A 20575-nucleotide genomic window follows, 5' to 3' on the forward strand; every position below is an offset into this window, starting at 1 on the left:
GCCCGACCTTCAATCGCCACGCAGTTGGAACAGCGAAAGCACGGCTTCGGGCGGCCGGCCAAGGGCTGCCTTGCCATCGTGCAGCACCAGCGGCCGTTCGATCAGCGCGGGCGTGGCGGCCAGGGCCGCGATCAGCTCTGCCTCTGGCATGAACCTGGTCAAGCCCAGGTCGCGAACGGCTGGCTCTTTCCAGCGCACAAGGTCCCCGGCAGGCCGGCCAAGCGCGGCAAGCGCCGAGCCGATTTCCGCCACGGACGGCGCATCCTCAAGATACAGGCGAACCCGTGGATCAACCCCCCGATCCCGCAAAAGGTTCAGTGTTTCCCGCGACTTCGAGCAGCGAGGGTTATGCCAGATCACGGTTTCAGCCACGCGTCCCTACCCTGGCCGACAAGGTCCGAGATGTTGTCCACGCCCTCGCGCTTCAACATCGCATCCAGTTCGCGCGCGATCCGCGCAGCCAGCGACAGACCCTGGTAGACAAGCGCCGAATAGAGCTGCACCGCCGACGCACCCGCCAGGATCTTCTGGCGCGCATCCTCGGCCGAGCTGATGCCGCCGACGCCGATCAGGGGCAGCCGCCCCTCGGTCAGTTGCGAAAGCCGCGCCAGCACACGCGTCGATTTGCGCAACAGCGGCCTTCCCGACAGACCACCGGCCTCGGCCTTGTGGCGGCTTGCCAGCCCGTCGCGGGACAGCGTGGTGTTCGTGGCGATCACTGCGTCGATGCCAGCCAACATCGCCACCTCGGCCACATCGGCAAGTTCCGCATCCGTCAGGTCCGGCGCTATCTTGAGAAAGATGGGGATCGGTCGGTCCAGTGTGTCGCGGGTGGCCAGGACGCCGGCAAGCAGCGCCGAAAGCGCTGCCTTGCCCTGCAGGTCGCGCAGTTTTTCGGTGTTGGGGGATGACACGTTGACCGTCGCGAAATCGACATGCGGGCCCACCGTGGCCAGGACCTTGGCGAAGTCCGCGGCGCGGTCGCTGCTATCCTTGTTGGCGCCGAGGTTGATGCCTACCGGCACCTTCCTTTCGACATGGGATAGCCGCGCCGCGACAGCGCCTGCGCCATCGTTGTTGAAGCCAAAGCGATTGATCACTGCGCGATCCTCGCGCAGGCGGAAAAGCCTGGGTTTCGGATTGCCAGGTTGAGGGCGCGGGGTCGCGGCCCCCACCTCGACAAAGCCGAACCCGGCACGCGTGAGGGGCCCCGCCGCTTCGGCGTTCTTGTCGAAGCCCGCCGCAAGGCCGACGGGATTGGGCAGGGTCAGGCCGGCGATGCTTGTCGCCAGGCGGGGGGAACTGACGGCGCCGGGCAGGGGAACCAGCCCCAGCGAAACCGCGCGGATCGCCAGGCCGTGCGCCCGTTCCGGGTCTAGCCGGTGCAGTGCGGCGAGCCCCGCGCATTCTACGATGTTCAAAGCACACCTTCCGGAAAGATATGGCCGGTCTTGCCAAGGGGCAGGGACTTGTCCCAGACCACTTCATCCAGCCGCAGGGGGCGGTAAAGATGCGGGAAAAGCGCGCCGCCGCGCGAGGGTTCCCACCTGAGCATCGGGCCCAGCCTGTCGGCCTCGACCGCCACGAGAACAAGGTTGCTTTCCTCGGCAAAGTGCTTCGCCGCCGTTTCGGCCACCTGCGCGGGCGTCGAAAAGTGGATGAAGCCATCCGCCAGATCCACCGGCGCGCCGACGGTTTCGCCCGCCTTGCGGAAGGCATCCCATTCGTTGCGACGGAAAATCTTGAGGATCAGCATGAAGACGTCATGCCCTTTGCGTCTCGCGCGGTCAATGCCCTGAACCTTCATCGCGCCGACACATCCGCCTTGTAGTCAAATCGGGAAAGGTCTTTGACAGCCGCAGGACGACGGCGCAGAGTTCTTGGGTATCGTTTGATCGGGAGTGGTAAGGCATGAAATCCGCAAGAAGCAGCATCGCAGGAATCATGGGGGCGGCCGCGCTTGTCGCATTGGGCGCCGGCGCCGTGGGCGCCGAGACCGTGAAGCTGACCATCGTCGGGATCGGAGACATCTACGATTACGATGGTGACGGCACCCGTGGCGGCTTTGCGCGCCTGAACGCCGTCGTCAAGGCGGAGCGCGCGGCAAACCCGAACACGCTTTATCTGTTCGACGGCGACATGCTGTCGCCCTCGCTCATCTCGGGCTTCGACAAGGGCCAGAACACGATCGATCTGACCAACCTGGTACCCTTCGACCTGGCCGTGCCCGGCAACCATGAATTCGACTTCGGGCCGGAGAACTTCATCGAGAAGATGAAGGCGTCGAACTACCCCTGGGCCGCGATCAACGTGACCAACGCCGACGGGTCGCCGATCGAAGGGCTTGGCGGCGTGATGACCAAGGAAATGGCCGGGCTGAACATCGCGCTGGTACCAGTGGCTCAAGACACCTCGCCCGAGGTCGCCTCGACCGGAGACCTGAAGTTCCTGCCCACAGTCGACACGGCTGTCGAGGCCGCGCGGGCCGCGCGCGAAGGTGGCGCCGATCTGGTGATCGGCGTGGTCCAGACGGACCTGAACAACGACCGCAAGCTGGTCACGTCAAAGGCGTTCGACGTCGTGATTTCGGGCGACGACCATTTCTATGCCACGTCCTACGACGGGATCACGGCCTACATCGACACCTCGGTCGACGCGCGCATCGTCGCGCCGCTCGACCTTGAGGTCGAGATCGGGGAAAAGGACGGCAAGAAGACGGTGAAGTGGACGCCCACGTTCCGGTTCATCGACACCGCGACGGTCGAACCCGATCCCGAAACACAGGCCATGGTCGATAAGTTGACCGCGGATCTGGATGCCGCGCTGAACGTGGAGATCGGTCAGACCGAAGGCGCGCTCGATAGCCGCCGCAATGTGGTTCGGGGCGAGGAATCGGCCATGGGCAACCTGATCGCCGATGCGATGCGCGCCGCGACCGGAGCGGACCTGGCAATCATGAACGGCGGCGGCATCCGTGCGGACCGCACCTATGATGCGGGAACGATGCTGACCCGGCGCGACATCCTGACGGAACTGCCCTTCGGCAACATCACGCAGGTGACGGAACTTCCCGGTTCACAGGTTCTGGCCGCGCTGGAAAACGGCTTCAGTCAGGTTGAAAAGGGGGCCGGGCGCTTCCCGCAGGTGTCGGGGATGGAGGTCGTCTACGACCCCTCTGCCGAACCGGGAAGCCGCGTGTCCTCGGTCACTGTCGATGGCGCGCCGCTTGAGATGGACAAGCTCTACACCCTTGCCACCAACGACTATGTCCTTGCGGGCGGAGACGGCTATTCGGCCTTGGGCGGCGGCCGCATCCTGACCAACGTGGGCGAAGGAAAGCTCGTCGCCAACGACGTGATGGCCTATATCGAGGCGCAGGGTGGGGCGAAGGCGACCGTCGAGGGCCGCATCAAGAAACTGGGCGAATAACCGGGCGCGTCCCGCCCAAGTGAAGCGAACGCGAAAGGGGGCTGTCGGCCCCCTTTCCTTTTGCGCCGGGTGGCATGCGGCCCTGTCGCGATGCGCACCCTGAGGCGCGACAGCGCCTTATGCGCCAAGCATCGGCAAGAGACGACCGGTGTCACCCTGGATGGCAGGACCTCGGCATGGGCATCCGGCGATTCCAACCTTCCGCACCTTCGGGTGTTCACCGGAACAATCCCGGCGCTCCGATGTTTTCGACGCAGTTGGGCTGGTGCAGAGGAGATGGAACATGCCGGCAAAATCAAAGGCACAGCAGAAAGCCGCGGGCGCTGCCCTGTCGGCCAAGCGCGGCGAGACGAAAGTCAGCGAACTTCAAGGCGCTTCCAAGGACATGTACGATTCGATGTCCGAAAGCGAGCTTGAGGAAATGGCCTCGACCGAGCGCAAGGGAAAGCCCGAGCACAAGAGCGACTGAAGGGCCAAGCAAGGCTTGGGCGAAACCCGCCGGCACCCCCGCCGCACCTGGGGCATCGGCATACTTCTGGCCCGGATCGACCCTAGACGTCTTGCCCCAAGGGCCGCCGGCCATTCAGGGAAAGGCCGGCGGAACTTGGCCGGGGCGAATCCCGAGCCTTCATGTCGGCCCGAGGTACATCAGCCGACGCCAGCACAACAAGTTCTGCCGGGCATGGTTCCACGCTTTGGAGCGGAAATCTCATTCGGGAACATCCGCGTGGTTCGGAACGTTCAACTTGCGAAAACAGCTTGCAGCATCAGCGAACCCCGCATGAGCGCATCGATCGGATATGACCCCCTTATCGCGAAGGAGAGTGGATGATGGCCGCGCGCGCGCTCTGGAAAGGCCAGCTTCGGCTGTCGCTCGTCTCTATCCCGGTCGAGCTCTATTCGGCCACGCGACGCGCTGCCAAGATATCCTTCCGCCAGATCCACGAACCGTCGGGCAAACCCATCCGCTACGAAAAGGTGGTTCCCGGTATCGGCCCGGTCGATCAGGACGATATCGTCAAGGGCTACGAGATCGGCGATGGCGAATACCTTCTGATCGACCCCGAAGAGGTCGACGCAATCAAGCTGGAGACCAGGAAGACCTTTGAACTGGTGCAATTCGTCGGGGCCTGCGACATCGCGCCGATCTGGTTCGACAAGCCCTACTATCTTGTTCCCACGGATGAGCTTGCACAGGACGCCTACCGCGTCATCCGCGACGCGCTTCGCGAGAGCGGCAAGGTCGGGTTGGGCCAGATCACGATGCGCGGCAAGGAGTATCTTGCCGCCGTGCGCCCCTGTGGCGATGGCCTGCTGCTTGAAACACTTCATTACGCGGACGAATTGCGCGATGCGGAGCCCATGTTCAACCAGATCGAGGATGAGACGGCGGACAAGGAGCTTCTGGAGGTCGCCACCTCGCTCATCGACCGCAAGACGGCCCCGTTCGACGCGTCCAGCTATTCCGACAGCTATGCGACCGCGCTCGGCGAGCTTCTGGAGGCGAAGCAGAAGAACCGCAAGACGCCCCGAACCCAAGCGCGGGACAGCAAGAGCGAAGGGGATGGGGAAAACGTCGTCGACCTTATGGCGGCGTTGAAGGAAAGCCTGAAGTCGGCTGGCAAGGCGGGCTCCAAGGGGCGCGGGCGCAAGAAGAAAGCCTCATGATGGCAAAGACGTCGGACCGGCTTTCCGAATACCTCGCCAAGCGCGATTTCAGCCGAACGGATGAACCTCGGGGCGAGCCCGCGAAGGCGCGTGACAGCGACCTGTGTTTCGTCGTCCAGAAACATGCGGCGCGCCGGCTACATTACGATTTCCGGTTGGAGTGGAAAGGCGTGCTGCTGAGCTGGGCGGTGACGCGGGGGCCAAGCGCCGATCCCGGCGAAAAGCGTCTGGCTGTTCGAACCGAGGATCACCCGCTGTCTTACGCCGAGTTCGAGGGCGCGATCCCGAAGAAGGAATACGGAGGCGGGACGGTGATGCTGTGGGACCGGGGAACATGGCTGCCCGAGGGCGACCCGGACGAAGGGCTCAAGGATGGCAAGCTGTCCTTCAGTCTCAAGGGGGAACGGATGAAGGGCGGATGGGCGCTTGTCCGGATGAAGGGGAATGAGAAGCGCGAAAACTGGTTGCTGATCAAGGAACGCGACCCCGAGGCCAGCGGCGATGCCGATGCACTGACCAAGGGCAACACCCGCTCGATCGCCACTGGACGCAGCATGGACGAGATCGCCGAAGGCAACCCCGACGGCCCGCAAGGAAAACGCACCCGCCAGCGCCCGGCCTTCCGCGACGTTCAGCTTGCCACGCTTTTCGACGCCGCACCGGCAGGGGACGACTGGCTGCACGAAACCAAGTTCGACGGCTACCGCGCGCTTGCCGCGATCGGCAAAGGCGGGACGCGTCTTTACACGCGCTCGGGCCAGGACTGGACCGACCGTTTCGCCGCCCTGGAAGGGGCCTTTGCCCCCCTGACATGCTCCTCCGCGCTGATCGATGGCGAGGTCATGGCGGCAAAGATCGAAGGGTCCGCCTTCTCGTCGCTCCAATCGGCGCTGTCGAACGGCGGGCCGCTTGTCTTTTACGCGTTCGACCTTCTGTCCGTTGACGGGCGCGACCTGACGGCAGAGCCGCTGAGCGAGAGGAAGGACCGGCTTGCGCAGGTTCTGAAGGATCTGCCAGCGGACGCGCCCTTGCGAATGAGCGAGCATGTGATCGGGCACGGCCCCGAATTGTTCGCGCAGGCCTGCGACCGCGGAGCGGAGGGCATCGTGTCAAAGCGGATCGACGCGCCCTATCGCGGACGGCGCACAAAGGCGTGGCGCAAGATCAAGTGCACGCGCAGGCAGGAATTCGTGATCGGCGGGCTAAGCCCTTCCGACAAGGCTGGCCGTCCGTTTTCTTCCCTGCTCATCGGAACATACGACGGAAAGCAATTGCGCTATCGTGGCCGGATCGGCACCGGTTTCGCGCAGGCGGATTTCGATCGGCTGTCCGGCTCGATGTCGCCGCGCAAGACGGCGCCGTTCGAGGATGTGCCCGACGCGGTGGCCCGCCATGCGCGGTGGGTTCGCCCGGAGCTTGTGGCCGAGGTCGCGTTCACCGAGTTCACGGCCGACGACCACGTTCGGCATGGCAGCTACCTGGGACTGCGTGAGGACAAGTCCGCGCAAGAGGTGACGCTTGAATCGGGAAGGGGCAAGGCCATGAACGACAGCGTGCTCGGTATCGAGATATCGAACGGCGACAGGCAGGTCTTTCCCGACGCCGGCTGTACCAAGCTGGATATCGCTGAGCACTACGCGCGCGTGGGCAAACGGATGATCGCGCTCGCAGGGCGGCGCCCGCTGTCGCTTTTCCGCTGTCCAGGCGGTCTGGGCGAGTGCTTTTTCCAGAAGCACGGCCATGGCGGCATGCCCGATGCGTTGTCGCACATTGATATCCGGGAAAAGGACGGGGAAATCGAGGATTACCTTTACGCGACCCGGCCGGAAAGCCTGGTCGCGGCCGCGCAGATGGGAGCGGTCGAATTTCACATCTGGGGCGCGCGGACCGATCGGCTGGAACGGCCTGACAGGCTGGTCTTCGACCTCGACCCGGACGAGGCGCTGGATTGGGCGGAGGTGCGGGCGGCCGCGATCGAGGTGCGCGACCTTCTGGACCTTCTGGGCCTGAGATCCGGCGCCATCGTGACGGGCGGCAAGGGCATCCATGTCTGGACCGCGTTGCGGCGCACGCGGGATTGGGATGTGGTGAAACTGTTTGCCAGGACTTTTGCCCATGCGCTGGCCGAAAAGTCGCCCGACCGCTACACTGCCACCATGTCCAAGGCCCGGCGCAAGGGCCGCATATTCGTCGACTGGCTGCGCAATGAACGCGGCGCTACCGCCATCGCGCCGTATTCACTTCGCGCCCGCAAGAGTGCGCCGGTCGCGGTTCCGGTGACATGGGACGAACTTGAAGGGCTCAAGGCCGCGAACGGGTTCAGGATCGGAGACATGGCCGCCAGACTGGACAACGCCTGCCCGGCGATCGCGGTTCGGAAGGATCTGCAGTCCCTGTCCAATCAGGTGATCGATCGTCTGCAGGACTGGGCCGCGGAAGATTGACGGCTGTCAGTTCGCGAACCAGCGAAAGGTGTTGGATGAAGCCTCCGCGCGGAGAGCTGTTTCAACGCCGGCCTTTTGGATGAATGCCTGCGGAACAAAACCCCCTGGGCGTGGTTTGGATTCTGAAGGCACGCAAGAGGCGCACCATGAAACACCAGACTTTACAAGCATATGAGGCAGCAGAATGGGAACAGCCGGACGGAGCAGCGGATCAGGTGGATGCGCATCTGCGTCGCGCATACCCCGAAGAAAAACCGCACGCTCTGCCAGAGTCCATTGCAAAGGCACTGCAAAGGTTAAGGGCCAGGGCCAAGTGACCCGGCATGCGCCGACCGATCTGCAGGAATTCCCGATCGTCACCGTTCTCTCGCAGGATTGACCGATTGCGGCCATCCCCGGCAGCCGCATGAAGGCAAAGCGCGCGCATGTCGTGCCCCTGTCCCAGCGTGCGCAGGAAATCCTGCAAGCGGCGCGGAACCTGTCGGATGGAAGCGGGTTCGTGTTCTCCGGCACCAAGCACGGCAAGCCGTTGTCGGACATGACGCTATCAAAGCTGGTCAAAGAACTGGGCTTTGACGCCGACGTGCACGGCTTCCGCACGTCCTTCGGCACTTGGGCGCAGGCGCGCACCAACGTCCCGCGCGAGGTCGCGGAGGCGGCGCTGGCTCATGCCATCCGCGACAAGTCAGTAGCGGCTTGCGCCCGCTCGAACGTCTTGGACAAGCGCCGCAAGATGATGAAGGCATGGGCTGCCTTCAACAAGTTCACCACGGCTAACATAGCCCGCATCGGCTGACGCTTCTGCTGCCAAACCGGCATACCGAACGCACCCCCGCCAGGTCGAATCCGGCGCGGGCCGCTTGGGCTTGCGGAGGGTTACGGAGCGGTGCCAGGAGTGCTGCGAGACGTGTCCCGGCCTCCATCACTCGTCGGCGGCAGGCAGGCATCCTGCGCCGAAGACGCTGTTGATGGCACGCAATCGTCTTCGGGAATGCATTGATCTGCTGTCACCCCTGCACCCGGCGTATAGACATAGCCAGCAGCACACGACCCACTGCCGTACTTGTCGTACATGGGCTCTGGATTTACCGTCATCGGTTCGGGTTTCTGAGCGCAGGCTGCCACAAGTGCGACGCACCCCAAAAGCGCCGTTAGTTCGATCGCCTTCATTTTCTCGCTGTCCTCTGCTTCCGATTGATTGCGAACGGAAGCTTCGCACAGGCGGGGCAGCGAGTCAGCAAAATAGGAGTGCAATACTCCCAACACGACGCTGCAAAGGCGGCCCTAGCCCACATCATCAAGAACACGGCTGGAGCATATTAGCGCTCAAACGCTTGGGCAATCGACGCAAGTGGCGGAGGGGATGGGCCTGTCGTCGAACCTTCTCCACCTTGGCGGAAACATTTGAGTTCGTTGCGCCCGGCAAACCGATGCAGAACGGTTTTGTCGAGAGCTTCAATGGCAGCTTCCGCGATGAGCTTCTCAACGAAACACTGTTCTCGTCGCTCGCTGAAGCGCGCGCCAAGATCACCACATGGAAGGAGGACTACAACCAGATCAGACCACACTCATCCTTGGGCAACCTGACGCCCGAGGAATTTGCAATCAGATCGAGACTGGAAATGAAGGCCGCATGAGGCCAGAAACCAACCGACGGATTCTCCCAAAGGCTGGAGGGAAGTCGGGTCTCAGGTCAGGGCTTCAAAATCTATCGCCGCATTCCGATCGAGATCGACCGAGAAACGATCTCTTGCCATCGGCTCGAATATTGAATTGTGTGAAATGCAGGACAGCCCGGCGGCCTGGAGTGCCGCGGAGACCTGGAAGAAAACCCACGGCTCGAAGATCGTTTCGATCGACTTCGCGCCTTCCGCGTCTCCCTGCTCGACAACGATCGCGGTGTTGTTCAGGAACCCGTATGTCACCTGCTCCAAGGATGACCGGGCCATCGGCACGACCATCGCGCGGTTCGATGAGATCGTCGGCCGGGTCGAAGACGGCGACTGCCGGATCAAGGCCCGCCCGGCGAAGCGGTGTGAGAACTGCGATATGCGCGCCTATTGTGACACCAAGAACTGGCATTTCAGGAAAAACGAGTGATGAACGACGAAAAGACCACGCAAGAAAACATGGATCTGGGTGCTTCGAACGCGGGTGTCGATAGCGTGGCGAAATACCAGTTCGCGCCGATCAAGGGCTACCCGTGCATGGGGCGCATGGGATACCTCGTCGTTACGAAGTATTGAGCTGAAGCCTTCTCGATGGAACCTGTCATTGCCGCCGCTATCTGAAATCCTCGACCGTCCTGAAAAACCGGCTCTGTTCATCGGTAACGGGATCAATAGGCACAACAATGATGCGCGCTCCAGTTGGGACGACCTGCTGCGCGGGCTCATGCGAGACTATGGCGTTGCCTTCACCGATGACGAAATTCGCGAGATGTCCAACACCGAACTGTTCGACATTCTCGATCTTGCGCGACCGGCCGAAGATCGCAGCAGTCTTCAGGCAAAATTCTGTGAGACGATGAAGGACTGGAGGCCCGCACAGCATCATCAGTCAATCGTCGGCTGGGCTCAACGTCATCGCCGTCCGGTCATCACCGTCAACTTCGATGAGAATTTGTCGCTCGCTGTGAAGGCGCGACGGCAATGGTTGGGCAAGCCGTCCACGGACTACTATCCGTGGAACTGCTATTTCTCGGATACGTCGATCTCTGATCCGAAGACGGAATTCGCGATCTGGCACGCCCACGGCATGATGCACTACAAGCGTAGCATCCGTCTTGGTCTCACCCATTACATGGGCTCGGTTCAGCGCGCGCGGCAATGGGTTTACGGCGACCGGGGTCTTCGTGCGTCGGCCAAGAACGCCGAAGCCAATTGGCGCGGCGCAGATAGCTGGCTGGAAGTCCTGTTCTTCTGTCCGCTCGTGATCTTTGGGTTCAGCTTCAACAAGGACGAGAACTTTCTGCGCTGGCTTTTTCTCGAACGTGCGCGCCTCCACAAGATCATCCCCGCGTGGAAAGCGCCGACCTGGTTCGTTGATACGCCCAAGAAGGGCAGTCTTCACCGCAAGCCCTTCTTCGAGGGGCTTCAGATGCAGTATGTTGTCGCTGAAAGCTATCAGGATATCTACGAGCACCCGGCGTGGAATTCCTAGTCTTGCGAAAGCGGTGCCGCCTCCCATAGGCCGGGTTGATCCAGCGCGCGCGCACCACTCTTCACGCAGCGCGATTATCCAAAGCATTTCCGTCAAGGAATCGAACTGTGCAGTCGCGATCGCGTTGCCGGCAACGTCGTGTGACCAGTGTCTATGCGGGCCTCGGGGCTGATCTCTAGGTCAAAGGACGTCAAGCTGAGATCTCAAGGCTCCCGCGGAAGCAGCATCAGCCTGTGCGGTCCGAGAGCGACCGCGCCACAATACCGATACATGGTTGCATGCGTTATGGTGACGGTTGGCACCGGTGAGACCTACGACAAACGACCGCCAGAGCGGCGTCGCGCCTGTCCGCCGCCTCCAGGTACAGCCGTGCGCCAAGCGACTGTCCCCTTGCAACGGGAACATATCCGCTCGCCGAATCCTTCGCTCCAAAACGTCGCCCTGCACCGCAGGCAGGCGCGCTCGGCCGCAATGTCGGCCATTGCCTTGACCGTCTGAACTTCTTCGTCTGTCGATTTTATCTTCACTTGCGCTTCTCCCGTTTTCGCAGTCGCTCCATGTCGCCAATTGCGCGCTTGATGCGTCGTTGGATGCAGTCATCGTCGGCATCTGGCGTTTCTGAAAAGCGATCATGACGGCAATTCTCCATAACTTCGCGCCAAGTCCGCGCAAGCACGGCAATCCTTTGGCCTTCAAGACATCCCGGCCGCGGCTGCTCGGAAGGTGCTCCGGACGGCGCGTTGGCCCGCCGCCGCCGCATTTCGGTCCTATGCCGTTCGAAAAGGGCCCTGGGACCGCCGAGATCGACCGGGTCGTCGGTCACTGCGAAGCCCCAAGGCTCTTAACAAGAGCCACTCTCGGTTGAACGGGAAGCCGTCTTCCCGAAACATATGTCATTCTCCTATCCCAGGGCGCGCGCTTCCGGGGCGCGGTCCGGTATTGCCTTTATCTTTCCCTTTGCCTACCCCGCCCGATTTTCCCATCTTCCGTCGGTCTTCGCGCCTTATTTCGGGCTGGGCCGAATAGAGGTCGCGGAGGTCGGATTCGGCCACGCCATCCGCCTTCATCACGAGACGGATCATCGGGTCCGCCAGCATCTCCTCGAGGAAGTAATCCGTCAGAGCCTTGCCGGTGAGCTTGTCCCTTGCAACAGCTTGCTCCAATTCGGCGAGCGGCACGGTGAGCGTTCGGCTAAGCCCAGGATGCGACGATCGCGGATGGAGGTGGACAAGGACGGACGATGTCCAGGCGCCCGGTTCGATCCAGTCGACAGGCTCAAGCGGTTGGGTCTCAATTTCGTATTCTCCGGCCGGCAGGGTCTCGTTGAAACTTGGAAGTTGAAAAGGTCGCAGAAATACGGCGGTCGTCTTGATCGAAGCGGTCATCTCAATTCTCCACGATGGTTTCCGACTGCGAATGCCCCTAAGGACACGCGGACCAACCGGTCCGTCGGCAAGCCGGGGAAGGGTAAACCTGCACACCCGGCATTGACTCGCTCCCGTCTGGTTTCAAGAACCGGGTGGGGCCTCGGCGGGGTCGTCCTGAGCGTCCCTTGTCCAAACGTCGAATTGGGTCAAGGTGCTCGACCCGAATGTCTGGGTCAGAGGGACATCGGCGGCGTCCCGACCACGGGCAATCAGGATCCTCCCCATACGCCGCGTGTTGTTCCGCGGATCGAAGACCCACCACCGACCGTCGAGAAAGACTTCCATCCACGCAGCGAAGTCGCCTGGCGGGTAGGGTTCAGTCTCACCGATATCGCTCAGATAGCCGGTGCAGTAGCGCGCCGGGATGTTCATGCAACGGCAGAAGGCGATGGCGAGATGGGCGAAATCCCGGCAGACACCCTGTCTGCCAGCCAGCGTTTGAGACGCCGTGCGGGTTGCGCTCGCCTGCGTGTAGTCGAACGAAACGGCAGAGTGCACGAAGTCGCAGATCGCCTGGACGCGTGCCCAGCCCGGAGGCGTGTTCTCGAACAGGCGCCAGGCTTCCTGCGAAAGCAGATCGGTGTCGCAATAGCGACTGCCCAGAAGATAGACCAAGGTTTCGCAGGGCAAATCCTCAACGGCATGCTGCGTGGCATCGGGTTCTGTCGGATCAGGCAGTCCCGCGTCGCGGAATATCCCGTCGGTGGACAGGGTGAAGTCGCCCGCCGGCACCACCATCCGCGTGCACCAGTTCCCGAAGCCGTCGCGATAGCTTTCCAGCGGCACGCTCGGCTGCGTCACGAGATAGTCGGCTCGCTCCAGATCGCCAAAGCGCGAGTAATGCACGTTCAGCATGGCTATGAGTGGCGTGGCGTGCGTCAGCCGGTAGCCCAGGCGACAGCCGATCCGCATCCGTATGCCGGGCGCATCGTCGCGCGCCGAATGGTGCGCTTTATCGTCCAAGAACACACTCTCCGTCCGAAAGTTGAAAGCTGCGGTCGCAGCGCCAACTGTTTCCGGCGCGATCGAGATGGGCATTTGCAGGCAGGTCAATCGCGACGCAGGCGTCGTCCGCCGCGGCAAAGCCCCGTTCGCAACGCCATCCCGGCCCGGAGGCATCGTGGTTCAGAAAGGCGTTCGCCGGAAGTGCCACGGGATCACAGCGACCATTGATCTCGAAGAAGCCTCTCTCGCAGACCCATGCCGCGCCGTAGTCCGAATTGGTGAGATAACCGTTCTCGGGAACCGCAATCGGCACACAAGCGTCTGTCAACGCTTTGAAGCCGCGTTCGCACGCCCAGCCGGTACCCGAAAACTCTTCCGTCAGGTATGCGTTTTCCGGAAGGACAATCGGAACGCAGGTCTCGCGATCCTGCCGATATCCGCGATCACACTGCCAGTCGTAGCCCGACGATTGCAAGAAGGCATTCTCGGGAACTGGGATAGCAGCGCAGGATGTACCTCCAACTTCTTCGTATCCGTGTCGGCACGCCCAGCCCAAGCCGTATGACCGCCCCGTCGCATAAGCGTTATCCGGGACGTCCATGGCAACGCACCTTGCGCCGTCCACACGATACCCGAGGTCGCAGTCCCAGCCACCGCCATAGCTCCGGGCCTGTGCATTCTCAGGCACCGCTCCGGTGCCGTCCTGCGCAAGGACCGGAAATGCGATGGATGCGGCCACGCCTGCCAAGATCGCCAGCCTCGAACGCAGGTGTTTTAGGGGATGTCGCGCCTGTGGGGAGTCGATTTGCGTTCTCGCCATGATCAAAGGTTTGCGGGTCGGTACGGCTTCATCTTGCCGACCCAGCCGCAGCGTTCCCCTGCGGGGCCCGGGCGCCGCCATAGGTGGGGAAATACCCTCGCAAGCCGGTAGCGACGGCATACCTTCGTTCTCGGCTGCCTCGATCGCGAAGTCCTTTGGGACTGTCGGGCGGACACTACCGGTCATAGCGGGGACAACTTCAGCAAAGCAGCCGCCGCAAGGGCGTGCTCCTCCTGGTGGTAGTCGCCGTGGAATTTGCCACCGACCTTCACCTCCCAGATCCCGTTTCGTTCACGCACCTGAACCCCGGAGCGCTTCGCCGATTGCTTCGCGGAACGACCCCGTCTTTCCAGCTTCTCCGGTGGCCCAGGGTGCTCAACGGTCATTTGGGGCGCCTTGGGCTGCGGTATGCGCACCTCTCCAATTTGCATCACGGCGCGGATGAACTCCTCTGCGTAGTCGTCGGTTTCACGGTGGTCGTGTTCGTGCCGTGCCATGCGCATAGGTTCGACGAACCGTTCCCGGAGGTGTTCGACGAAACGCGGCTCCGTGCGCGCCATGAAGGCGATCAGAGCTTGAAGCACCCTTTCATGGGCGAGCACACGCCGTTCCAGATCGGTGGTCTCTGGGGAAGCTTCCGGCATGGCGCGCCTCATCCCTCGTCAATCGTGTTTTCCGGGCGCTCCGGCGAACGGTCAACATCAAGGGCTGCCAGGCAGGCCTGCGCGATGTCACGGTTGGGAGCATCTGTTCCCGGAACCGTCGCCCAGCCGGCCGTCATGAGCGCGTCGCGCCGCTGATAGGTCGAGGCGGCCCGGATCGTTTCGAGCTTCTCTGCCCGTGCGGGGTCGGACTGCGCCATGTCGAGGCAGACCGGTACCATGGAGGCAACGACCTTGGTTCGGGACATCGCCATCGCCCTGTCATTCGCGGTTCCGCCGGTCACCCAGCCACCCCAGGAAAAACCGACCACGCCGACGAAGGCGGCGCCAATCACGGCACCATAGATGCCAGGTTTGAGCCATTCGGGAGTATTCATTTCAAGTCCTCCTGCGGAGAAAGCGCCGCCTCGCTGTGATTGTTCGTTTCGTGTGTGGTCGCATCCCGGCGCAGCGCCTCTTTCAGGTCGCGATCGGATATCGCCCGTATCTCGGTACGTCCCGCATGACTGCCCTCGCCGCGCACCGTCAGGTAAGTCGCCGTCCGTCGATAAGCCTCGAAGCTTAGGCCCTGGAGAAGTTCCTCTTCGACGAGAACATCGTAGTCGCCCGCGGGCAAATCGCTTGGGCATCCCGGCAAGGTGAACGAATTCGAAAACGTGACCGTCGATCTGGTCGACCGCATGTTCATAAAAGGTCTCCGTGATGAAGGCAGATCCGTCGCTCACCATTGTTGAAGGCCGATCGGATTACAGGCCTGAACAGTTGAACGATTTCTTCTCTTGTACGTCAGGATAGTTCGACTGGCGCTGACGCATGTTAGTCCCGGCCACCAAACCAGTAGCGAGCGCCTTGGGGACAGTTGCCGGCACTGACCTGTGTAAGGGCGCCGAAACGGACTTGCGCGTACCTATAGCGGGAAAGGGACGACTTGCGTTCCCGCAACGATGGAATGGAATGACGATGGCCGAATCCAATATTCTCAACCCGCACCCGCCCGAGTTCGAACGATTTCTTTATGCGTCGGTCGGCGAGGACCGGAACGGATACGTCGTGACGGTTCTCTCCGCGCTCGCGCGGCTCGGTCTCGATCCATGGCAGGAAACCGCCGAACTGGTCACGCTGGGACGCGAAGCCGCGCGAGCGCGATTGGGGACGCTGCTTGTTCGATTTCAGGACGTTCCCACGCTCGCCAGCGATCACGGCAGGGTCGTACGAGACCTGTGCGAGCTGCTTCCCGAAGGCCCGGCATCAAGTACCCTGAAGCGAGCTGCCTCGACGGCCACCGACGGCCGCTTGGGCACGAGCGGAACGATCTGGGCGGTGCTCGCGATCGTCCTTGTTCTGTATCAGATGTTGATGGTTGGCGGGTCGGGGTCGGGCGAATGACCGTTTCCAGCAAGACACCAAGGGCTCTGGCCCATGCGGCGCACCGCGCCGGCACCCTGTCCCCAAGTGAACGGGAAGTTCTCTGGGAGATGGAGGAACACTTCTGGACCGGTGGCACCGACAACGCGCGGGCGACCACAGCGAACAATGCCGTGATGATCTTTCCCTATCCCTCCGGCATCCTCCAGGGTGACGAGATCTGGACCCATCTTCAGCAGAGGACCGGCTGGCGCTCTGTCGTCATGGCCGAGCGGCGCGTGACGTGGAGTCGTGGCATCGCCATTCTCACCTACCGGGTATCGGCAGAGAGGCCAGACGTGCCGATCTTCAAGGCGCTCTGCGCGACCGCATACCTTCACGATAGCGACAGATGGGTGAGACTTTCCCACCAGCAAACGACAGGGATTTGAGGCGGGCCTCGCCTCTGCATCAACCGGCTCAGGCGTCCGGGTGCAGGGCTTCGCCCCGCGGTTGGCATCCGTATTCAAGTTGGGCGCTGACGATAATCTTCACCTACACGCGCAGGGACTAACCTGCGTCAGTGCGGCGAGGATCTGACACGGTTAGGTGAGACGTGCCCGCCGAGTGTTTGGCGGCGCGTTTTTCCGAGTACCCGAGAAGCGTGTGGGCGTGCCGACCCCAAAAAGGTCGGCACGTCGACGGGCTTCTTTTTTCTCGGAGCGTCCAGGAAAGGACAATCCCAATGATTCCCGAACAGAACAAGACCGCCGAAAAGATGACCTCCGTGAAGGCCGCGTGGGACAGGGCGCCCGCTGGTCCGAAAAAGGACGCGGCGCTCAAGCACTATCAGGCAGCCGAGAAGGCCAACATGGCGCACAACCTTGCCGAGACCAACAAGGAACTTGATGCGGCGACCCACGCTCTCGCGTGACCTCCAGCGTCTAATTTGATCATCGGGGCCGCCTGCCGAGCGAAGGAGGGCGGCCTTTCGCGTCTTCACGATGCACTTCGCTCAACATGTTGGACGGCTTTGTCGCCCGTTGCGCCCGGCCGCTTCAGCCGAGAGCGAAACAGCGGTGGCGGTCCACCCCAAGAATACCGCTCTTGGAAGGCAAACTTTCGCGGCACTAACACTGATCAGTGCCGCAGCCTGACGAAACCGCCATGGTGACTTGTGTCCGCCGATCCTCGGCAGCAACACATCTTCCGAAGCATCCTGACAGCCAAGGGGACAAACAGTCTCCAGGGAGTTCGTTCTCCGGCAGTCCGACGGCTTCGGCACGTCCATGAAAGGACAACACAATGTTTTCCGTTACGAAAAATCCCTTAGGGAAGTTCGAAATCCGCAACGGGTTCTACCGCCCCGGAAAGCTGATCGCGGTCTCTGCAATTCTGTTGTCGGCCTCCGCCGGGATGAGCTTCGCTGGCAACTACCCCGTTTCGACAGGCGACGTTCAATCGGAATCCATCGCCCGGGCCTGCACCCAGTTGGAGCTGTCCGCGGACATGACCAAGGCTGAATGCGGCACCCTGACGCTCGACGAGGTCGTGTCTCGCCTGGACGTGTTTGACAGAGGTGATCGCGACGACTGACATCGCGCAAGCGGCTGGCATGGCGCGCCGCGCGCCCGTGCGCCGGGCGCTGGATCAGCCAAATGCCAACAAGCCGCCCCACCTGACCGCGGGGCGGTTTCCTCATTCTAGAAGCGGCCCGGCATGGTCCAGATATGCCGGATCGAACTCGGCAAGCTTCACCAGCCCGCCATGGTCGTGAAACGTCACATGGCCGTCCCGAAAGGTCACCAGTCCACTCTCGCGAAGCTGCCGCAGGACGCGGTTCACATGGACCGCGCTCAGCCCCAGCGTATCGGCGAGGTGATACTGCGTCAGCGGGCAGTCGAACCCTTCCTTGCTGCCTATGCCGACCAGCGCAAGCCTCGACCCAAGCTCCAGCAGGAAATGCGCCATGCGGGCGTTCGCGTCGCGTCGACCGATCCCGACGAGATGTTCCACCACCATCGCCTCGTCCCTTGACGCCGCCCAGAGTATGGCGGTCGCCAGGCGAGGGGTCTGCGCAAACGCATCGAGGAGGTCGCTCGTCAGTACTTCGGCTGCCTCTATGTCTACGATGGGTTCGAAGCTGTGATCTGAAGTGCGCAAGAGCACGCTCCGCAACCCTAGAAAATCCCCGGGCACCTGGAAATCGACGATCTGGCGCGTCCCGTCGGCCTGCAGCTTGTAGGAACAGACCCAGCCCGCGGACAGAATATAGGCGGCCTGAGACGACTGGCCCTGATGCACCATATCGCGCCCCGCAACAAAGGAGCGACGCCGCTGGTGCAGTCGCTCAAGCCCGGCCAGCTCGACCTCCGACAGAGCGACAAAGGCTGAAAGTTTGCGGGTAAGGGGGCTGAGCGCCTCGACGGTCATGGGCTCCCTCGACGGCTGAGCGGGTCATGGTTGATGCATTGGCGAAAACTTCTGGCCTAGCGACTGCTTTAGATCAGCCCATCCTAGCACATTTTCTGCAACAAAGGTGCGGATCACCCCGGCGCGCCACAACCATGCACGCCAGTTCGCAGAGAGGAGCGCCCACGATGCCCGACCAGAAAGATCATGCCGGCATGGCGGCCCTGTCGATCTGCGAAGCGCTTCTGCTGGCGATGATCGACCGCAAGGTGCTTCCGGAGCTGGAGATCATCGGTGTTCTCCGTGATGCCGCGGCAACCCATGAGAACGACACCGGCCCGGACGCGGAAATGCACCGAGCGGTTGCGGCTCTCATCAACGGGATCATCGCCGGTGGAAACTCCGTGCGCAGGTCTTAACCCCAACACGTTCCACCACCGAGGACCCCAGATTGCCTTGCCGATCTACTTCCCCATTGCCCCACCCGCTGCTTCAACCGCCCGACGATCAGGACATGCTTCCCGGCAACGACGGGCTTGATGGCGATGTGCGATCCGCCCGTCGGGATGACGAACGACGTTCGGCCGCATGGCCGGGTCAAGCCCACGCGCCGCGGGGTCCATCCGCGGGTGTCTCCCCTGATGCGGGCATCCTCTCGTCTGCGACCGTTCCAGCGCAGGACAGCACGCACCTACGCGCGTCGGACTGGACGAGGACGCTGGCGAGATATCGCCAGCCGCTTCCCTCCCGAAGCGTTTTCGAGCTTGCCGTCACGCTCGTGCCATTCGTCGCGATCTGGGCGGTAGCGTGGTGGATTCTGTCGATCAGCACCGTTTTGGCCCTGGTCCTTGCGTTGGCGAACGCGGCCTTCCTCGTCCGACTGTTCATGATCCAGCACGACTGCGGGCACGGATCGTTGTTCCGCGGCCGGCGCCTCTGCGACTGGATCGGCCGAGGGCTCGGCGTCCTCACGCTCACACCCTACGACGTCTGGAGACGGACCCACGCGATCCACCATGCCTCGACCGGCAATCTCGACCGCAGGGGAGTGGGCGACATCCCGATACTGACGGTCACTGAATATCGGCAGAAGCGATGGCTCGGCCGGGCGCTCTACCGCCTGATTCGCAATCCGGTCTTTCTGTTCGGGGTGGTGCCGTTCTATACCTTTTTCCTGCAGAACCGGCTGCCCGTTCACCTGATGCGCTCTGGCTGGCGCTATTGGCTGAGCGCGATGGCGACGAATGCAGCCATTGGCCTCTTTCTCGGTGTCATCGTCTGGCTGGGCGGCTGGGACGTACTGCTGTTCGTGTTCCTGCCCACGACGCTTCTGGCTGCTGTCGCCGGCATGTGGTTCTTTTACGTCCAGCATCAGTTCGAGGAAACCAGCTGGCAACACGAGGATGCCTGGAACGTCCAGGAGGCGGCCCTTCACGGCAGTTCCCACTACGACCTGCCCAGAATGTTGCGTTGGATCACGGGCAATATCGGCGTCCACCACGTGCATCACTTGGCCAGCCGGATCCCATTCTACCGCTTGCCCGAGGTGATAGCGGATCACGCGATTCTGGTAGAGACGCGGCGAATTACGCTGTGGCAGAGCTTCCGCTGCGCAAGGCTGCACCTATGGGACGAGAAGCACCGGAAATTCTTTCATTCGCGGAGGCCCGGACGCTTGCCGCCTGAGCCGTCCGGGACGCGGCTGAGGAGCCGGCAACTGCTTCTCGTGGTCAACGCTTCCGCGTTGCGATGACACAACCTCTCACGACGCGAAAACCCGCATCTGGGTAATCGATGCCCGCCTGGGTGCGATCCTTGGACGAGTACTCGCCGTTCCGACCGGCGATCGTCCACAAGGATATGCCGCAAGCCACCGCAACCTGCGTCGAGCCGGCAGATCTAGACCTCTTTGCGCGTCTCAACTTTGGCATACCGCCGCGGCACCCGCCGCCGGAGGTGGAATACGCCTCCCCGGAGAACCAGATTCCTCGCCATGATCACCCCCATATCGGACGCCGTTGTGTGGCAAATTGTGGGGCAGATCCTGGCCCTTTCTCCGCATCACATAGCGCGACTTCCACGTTTCCCGTCATTCTCTGGGAATATGCGTGGAGAAAAGTCTTGGGTGTGGCGGAAGCGGTGGGATTCGAACCCACGGAACCTTTCGGTTCGCTGGTTTTCAAGACCAGTGCCTTAAACCACTCGGCCACGCTTCCGTTCGCGGCGGCGCCGCTGATTGTTGTCTGGCGGTTGGGATAGCCA

The 20575-nt window shown here is 62.3% G+C and carries 25 protein-coding genes, 1 tRNA gene and 1 pseudogene; 15 read left to right on the forward strand and 12 right to left on the reverse strand.

Annotation, left to right across the window (positions count from 1 at the left end; genetic code table 11):
• Positions 1-9: 9 nt before the first annotated feature.
• The 3 genes from arsC to OEW28_RS06550 are packed head-to-tail and all read right to left on the reverse strand — an operon-like array spanning position 10 to position 1756.
• On the reverse strand, positions 10-372 hold the full coding sequence (gene arsC / locus OEW28_RS06540) for an arsenate reductase (glutaredoxin) (protein ID WP_263733900.1): 363 nt from the start codon (positions 370-372) through the stop codon (positions 10-12).
• On the reverse strand, positions 357-1421 hold the full coding sequence (locus OEW28_RS06545; protein WP_263733901.1) for a quinone-dependent dihydroorotate dehydrogenase: 1065 nt from the start codon (positions 1419-1421) through the stop codon (positions 357-359). Before OEW28_RS06545 ends, arsC begins: the two co-directional genes overlap by 16 nt.
• Complete coding sequence (locus OEW28_RS06550) at positions 1418-1756, reverse strand: DUF952 domain-containing protein (protein WP_263733902.1); 339 nt, start codon at positions 1754-1756, stop codon at positions 1418-1420. Before OEW28_RS06550 ends, OEW28_RS06545 begins: the two co-directional genes overlap by 4 nt.
• Positions 1757-1911: 155 nt before the next feature.
• Between OEW28_RS06550 and OEW28_RS06555 the strand changes: the two genes are divergently transcribed.
• From OEW28_RS06555 to OEW28_RS06595, 9 genes and pseudogenes are all read left to right on the forward strand, one after another.
• Positions 1912-3429 (forward strand): bifunctional metallophosphatase/5'-nucleotidase, encoded by a 1518-nt coding sequence (locus OEW28_RS06555; RefSeq protein ID WP_263733903.1) that lies wholly within the window; start codon positions 1912-1914, stop codon positions 3427-3429.
• Between the two features lie 283 nt (positions 3430-3712).
• Positions 3713-3898, forward strand: a complete 186-nt coding sequence (locus tag OEW28_RS06560; protein ID WP_263733904.1) for a DUF3008 family protein — start codon at positions 3713-3715, stop codon at positions 3896-3898.
• Positions 3899-4260: 362 nt separating this feature from the next.
• Positions 4261-5097, forward strand: a complete 837-nt coding sequence (ku, locus tag OEW28_RS06565) for a non-homologous end joining protein Ku (protein ID WP_263733905.1) — start codon at positions 4261-4263, stop codon at positions 5095-5097.
• A complete protein-coding gene (ligD, locus tag OEW28_RS06570) occupies positions 5094-7541 on the forward strand; it encodes a DNA ligase D (RefSeq protein WP_412174777.1) in 2448 nt (815 codons plus the stop codon). The genes ku and ligD overlap by 4 nt, the downstream gene beginning before the upstream one ends.
• A 406-nt stretch (positions 7542-7947) precedes the next feature.
• Entirely contained in the window at positions 7948-8337 is a 390-nt protein-coding gene (locus OEW28_RS06575; protein WP_263733907.1) for a tyrosine-type recombinase/integrase, read from the forward strand.
• A 607-nt stretch (positions 8338-8944) separates the two neighbouring features.
• Positions 8945-9178: pseudogene (locus OEW28_RS06580) on the forward strand (integrase core domain-containing protein); the annotation flags it as partial.
• A 145-nt stretch (positions 9179-9323) separates the two neighbouring features.
• Entirely contained in the window at positions 9324-9641 is a 318-nt protein-coding gene (locus OEW28_RS06585; RefSeq protein WP_263733908.1) for a hypothetical protein, read from the forward strand.
• On the forward strand, positions 9641-9787 hold the full coding sequence (locus OEW28_RS06590) for a hypothetical protein (RefSeq protein ID WP_263733909.1): 147 nt from the start codon (positions 9641-9643) through the stop codon (positions 9785-9787). Before OEW28_RS06585 ends, OEW28_RS06590 begins: the two co-directional genes overlap by 1 nt.
• A gap of 28 nt (positions 9788-9815) precedes the next feature.
• Positions 9816-10703: a hypothetical protein gene (locus OEW28_RS06595; RefSeq protein ID WP_263733910.1), complete on the forward strand. Its 888-nt coding sequence runs from the start codon at positions 9816-9818 to the stop codon at positions 10701-10703.
• A 203-nt stretch (positions 10704-10906) separates the two neighbouring features.
• Here the strand turns inward: OEW28_RS06595 and OEW28_RS18895 are convergent, their stop codons facing one another.
• The 7 genes from OEW28_RS18895 to OEW28_RS06625 all read right to left on the reverse strand — a co-directional run bounded on the left by OEW28_RS18895 (position 10907) and on the right by OEW28_RS06625 (position 15245).
• A complete protein-coding gene (locus tag OEW28_RS18895) occupies positions 10907-11005 on the reverse strand; it encodes a transglutaminase N-terminal domain-containing protein (protein WP_412174778.1) in 99 nt (32 codons plus the stop codon).
• A 591-nt stretch (positions 11006-11596) separates the two neighbouring features.
• The gene (locus tag OEW28_RS06600) at positions 11597-12088 is read right to left on the reverse strand and encodes a hypothetical protein (RefSeq protein WP_263733911.1); all 492 of its coding nucleotides are present in this window, start codon (positions 12086-12088) and stop codon (positions 11597-11599) included.
• A 123-nt stretch (positions 12089-12211) separates the two neighbouring features.
• Positions 12212-13042 (reverse strand): transglutaminase-like domain-containing protein, encoded by an 831-nt coding sequence (locus OEW28_RS06605; protein WP_412174791.1) that lies wholly within the window; start codon positions 13040-13042, stop codon positions 12212-12214.
• 40 nt (positions 13043-13082) lie between these two features.
• Positions 13083-13676 (reverse strand): hypothetical protein, encoded by a 594-nt coding sequence (locus OEW28_RS06610; RefSeq protein WP_263733913.1) that lies wholly within the window; start codon positions 13674-13676, stop codon positions 13083-13085.
• A 401-nt stretch (positions 13677-14077) separates the two neighbouring features.
• Positions 14078-14539: a hypothetical protein gene (locus tag OEW28_RS06615; protein WP_263733914.1), complete on the reverse strand. Its 462-nt coding sequence runs from the start codon at positions 14537-14539 to the stop codon at positions 14078-14080.
• Between the two features lie 8 nt (positions 14540-14547).
• Positions 14548-14934, reverse strand: a complete 387-nt coding sequence (locus tag OEW28_RS06620; protein WP_263733915.1) for a hypothetical protein — start codon at positions 14932-14934, stop codon at positions 14548-14550.
• Positions 14931-15245, reverse strand: coding sequence for a hypothetical protein (locus OEW28_RS06625; protein ID WP_263733916.1), 315 nt, complete (start codon positions 15243-15245; stop codon positions 14931-14933). Before OEW28_RS06625 ends, OEW28_RS06620 begins: the two co-directional genes overlap by 4 nt.
• 266 nt (positions 15246-15511) lie before the next feature.
• On the opposite strand from OEW28_RS06625, the gene OEW28_RS06630 reads away from it, so the two are divergent.
• From OEW28_RS06630 to OEW28_RS06645, 4 genes are all read left to right on the forward strand, one after another.
• Positions 15512-15943: a hypothetical protein gene (locus tag OEW28_RS06630; RefSeq protein ID WP_263733917.1), complete on the forward strand. Its 432-nt coding sequence runs from the start codon at positions 15512-15514 to the stop codon at positions 15941-15943.
• Positions 15940-16353, forward strand: coding sequence for a hypothetical protein (locus tag OEW28_RS06635; RefSeq protein ID WP_263733918.1), 414 nt, complete (start codon positions 15940-15942; stop codon positions 16351-16353). The genes OEW28_RS06630 and OEW28_RS06635 overlap by 4 nt, the downstream gene beginning before the upstream one ends.
• Before the next feature lie 293 nt (positions 16354-16646).
• Complete coding sequence (locus OEW28_RS06640) at positions 16647-16835, forward strand: hypothetical protein (RefSeq protein ID WP_263733919.1); 189 nt, start codon at positions 16647-16649, stop codon at positions 16833-16835.
• A gap of 371 nt (positions 16836-17206) precedes the next feature.
• The gene (locus OEW28_RS06645; RefSeq protein ID WP_263733920.1) at positions 17207-17497 is read left to right on the forward strand and encodes a hypothetical protein; all 291 of its coding nucleotides are present in this window, start codon (positions 17207-17209) and stop codon (positions 17495-17497) included.
• Between the two features lie 102 nt (positions 17498-17599).
• Here the strand turns inward: OEW28_RS06645 and OEW28_RS06650 are convergent, their stop codons facing one another.
• Positions 17600-18334, reverse strand: a complete 735-nt coding sequence (locus tag OEW28_RS06650; protein WP_263733921.1) for a Crp/Fnr family transcriptional regulator — start codon at positions 18332-18334, stop codon at positions 17600-17602.
• Between the two features lie 167 nt (positions 18335-18501).
• Here OEW28_RS06650 and OEW28_RS06655 point away from each other — a divergent pair, with 167 nt between their 5' ends.
• Positions 18502-18732: a hypothetical protein gene (locus OEW28_RS06655; RefSeq protein ID WP_263733922.1), complete on the forward strand. Its 231-nt coding sequence runs from the start codon at positions 18502-18504 to the stop codon at positions 18730-18732.
• 56 nt (positions 18733-18788) lie between these two features.
• Complete coding sequence (locus OEW28_RS06660; RefSeq protein ID WP_263733923.1) at positions 18789-20066, forward strand: fatty acid desaturase; 1278 nt, start codon at positions 18789-18791, stop codon at positions 20064-20066.
• Positions 20067-20441: 375 nt separating this feature from the next.
• Here the strand turns inward: OEW28_RS06660 and OEW28_RS06665 are convergent.
• Positions 20442-20529, reverse strand: a tRNA-Ser gene (locus OEW28_RS06665).
• Positions 20530-20575: the final 46 nt, after the last annotated feature.

The sequence above is a fragment of the Albidovulum marisflavi genome (genome assembly GCF_025751435.1).
GTDB lineage: Bacteria > Pseudomonadota > Alphaproteobacteria > Rhodobacterales > Rhodobacteraceae > Albidovulum > Albidovulum marisflavi.

Coding starts and splice junctions, on each gene's coding strand:
- OEW28_RS06550 (WP_263733902.1), bottom strand. CDS start 1,756: ATGCTGATCCTCAAGATTTTCCGTCGCAACGAATGGGATGCCTTCCGC.
- OEW28_RS06650 (WP_263733921.1), bottom strand. CDS start 18,334: ATGACCGTCGAGGCGCTCAGCCCCCTTACCCGCAAACTTTCAGCCTTT.
- OEW28_RS06555 (WP_263733903.1), top strand. CDS start 1,912: ATGAAATCCGCAAGAAGCAGCATCGCAGGAATCATGGGGGCGGCCGCG.
- OEW28_RS06585 (WP_263733908.1), top strand. CDS start 9,324: ATGCAGGACAGCCCGGCGGCCTGGAGTGCCGCGGAGACCTGGAAGAAA.
- OEW28_RS06645 (WP_263733920.1), top strand. CDS start 17,207: ATGTTTTCCGTTACGAAAAATCCCTTAGGGAAGTTCGAAATCCGCAAC.
- ku (WP_263733905.1), top strand. CDS start 4,261: ATGGCCGCGCGCGCGCTCTGGAAAGGCCAGCTTCGGCTGTCGCTCGTC.
- OEW28_RS06640 (WP_263733919.1), top strand. CDS start 16,647: ATGATTCCCGAACAGAACAAGACCGCCGAAAAGATGACCTCCGTGAAG.
- OEW28_RS06605 (WP_412174791.1), bottom strand. CDS start 13,042: ATGCGGATCGGCTGTCGCCTGGGCTACCGGCTGACGCACGCCACGCCA.
- OEW28_RS06575 (WP_263733907.1), top strand. CDS start 7,948: ATGAAGGCAAAGCGCGCGCATGTCGTGCCCCTGTCCCAGCGTGCGCAG.
- OEW28_RS06590 (WP_263733909.1), top strand. CDS start 9,641: ATGAACGACGAAAAGACCACGCAAGAAAACATGGATCTGGGTGCTTCG.
- OEW28_RS06560 (WP_263733904.1), top strand. CDS start 3,713: ATGCCGGCAAAATCAAAGGCACAGCAGAAAGCCGCGGGCGCTGCCCTG.
- OEW28_RS06635 (WP_263733918.1), top strand. CDS start 15,940: ATGACCGTTTCCAGCAAGACACCAAGGGCTCTGGCCCATGCGGCGCAC.
- OEW28_RS06610 (WP_263733913.1), bottom strand. CDS start 13,676: ATGGACGTCCCGGATAACGCTTATGCGACGGGGCGGTCATACGGCTTG.
- ligD (WP_412174777.1), top strand. CDS start 5,094: ATGATGGCAAAGACGTCGGACCGGCTTTCCGAATACCTCGCCAAGCGC.
- OEW28_RS06620 (WP_263733915.1), bottom strand. CDS start 14,934: ATGAATACTCCCGAATGGCTCAAACCTGGCATCTATGGTGCCGTGATT.
- OEW28_RS06600 (WP_263733911.1), bottom strand. CDS start 12,088: ATGACCGCTTCGATCAAGACGACCGCCGTATTTCTGCGACCTTTTCAA.
- OEW28_RS06615 (WP_263733914.1), bottom strand. CDS start 14,539: ATGCCGGAAGCTTCCCCAGAGACCACCGATCTGGAACGGCGTGTGCTC.
- OEW28_RS06625 (WP_263733916.1), bottom strand. CDS start 15,245: ATGAACATGCGGTCGACCAGATCGACGGTCACGTTTTCGAATTCGTTC.
- OEW28_RS06630 (WP_263733917.1), top strand. CDS start 15,512: ATGACGATGGCCGAATCCAATATTCTCAACCCGCACCCGCCCGAGTTC.
- OEW28_RS06655 (WP_263733922.1), top strand. CDS start 18,502: ATGCCCGACCAGAAAGATCATGCCGGCATGGCGGCCCTGTCGATCTGC.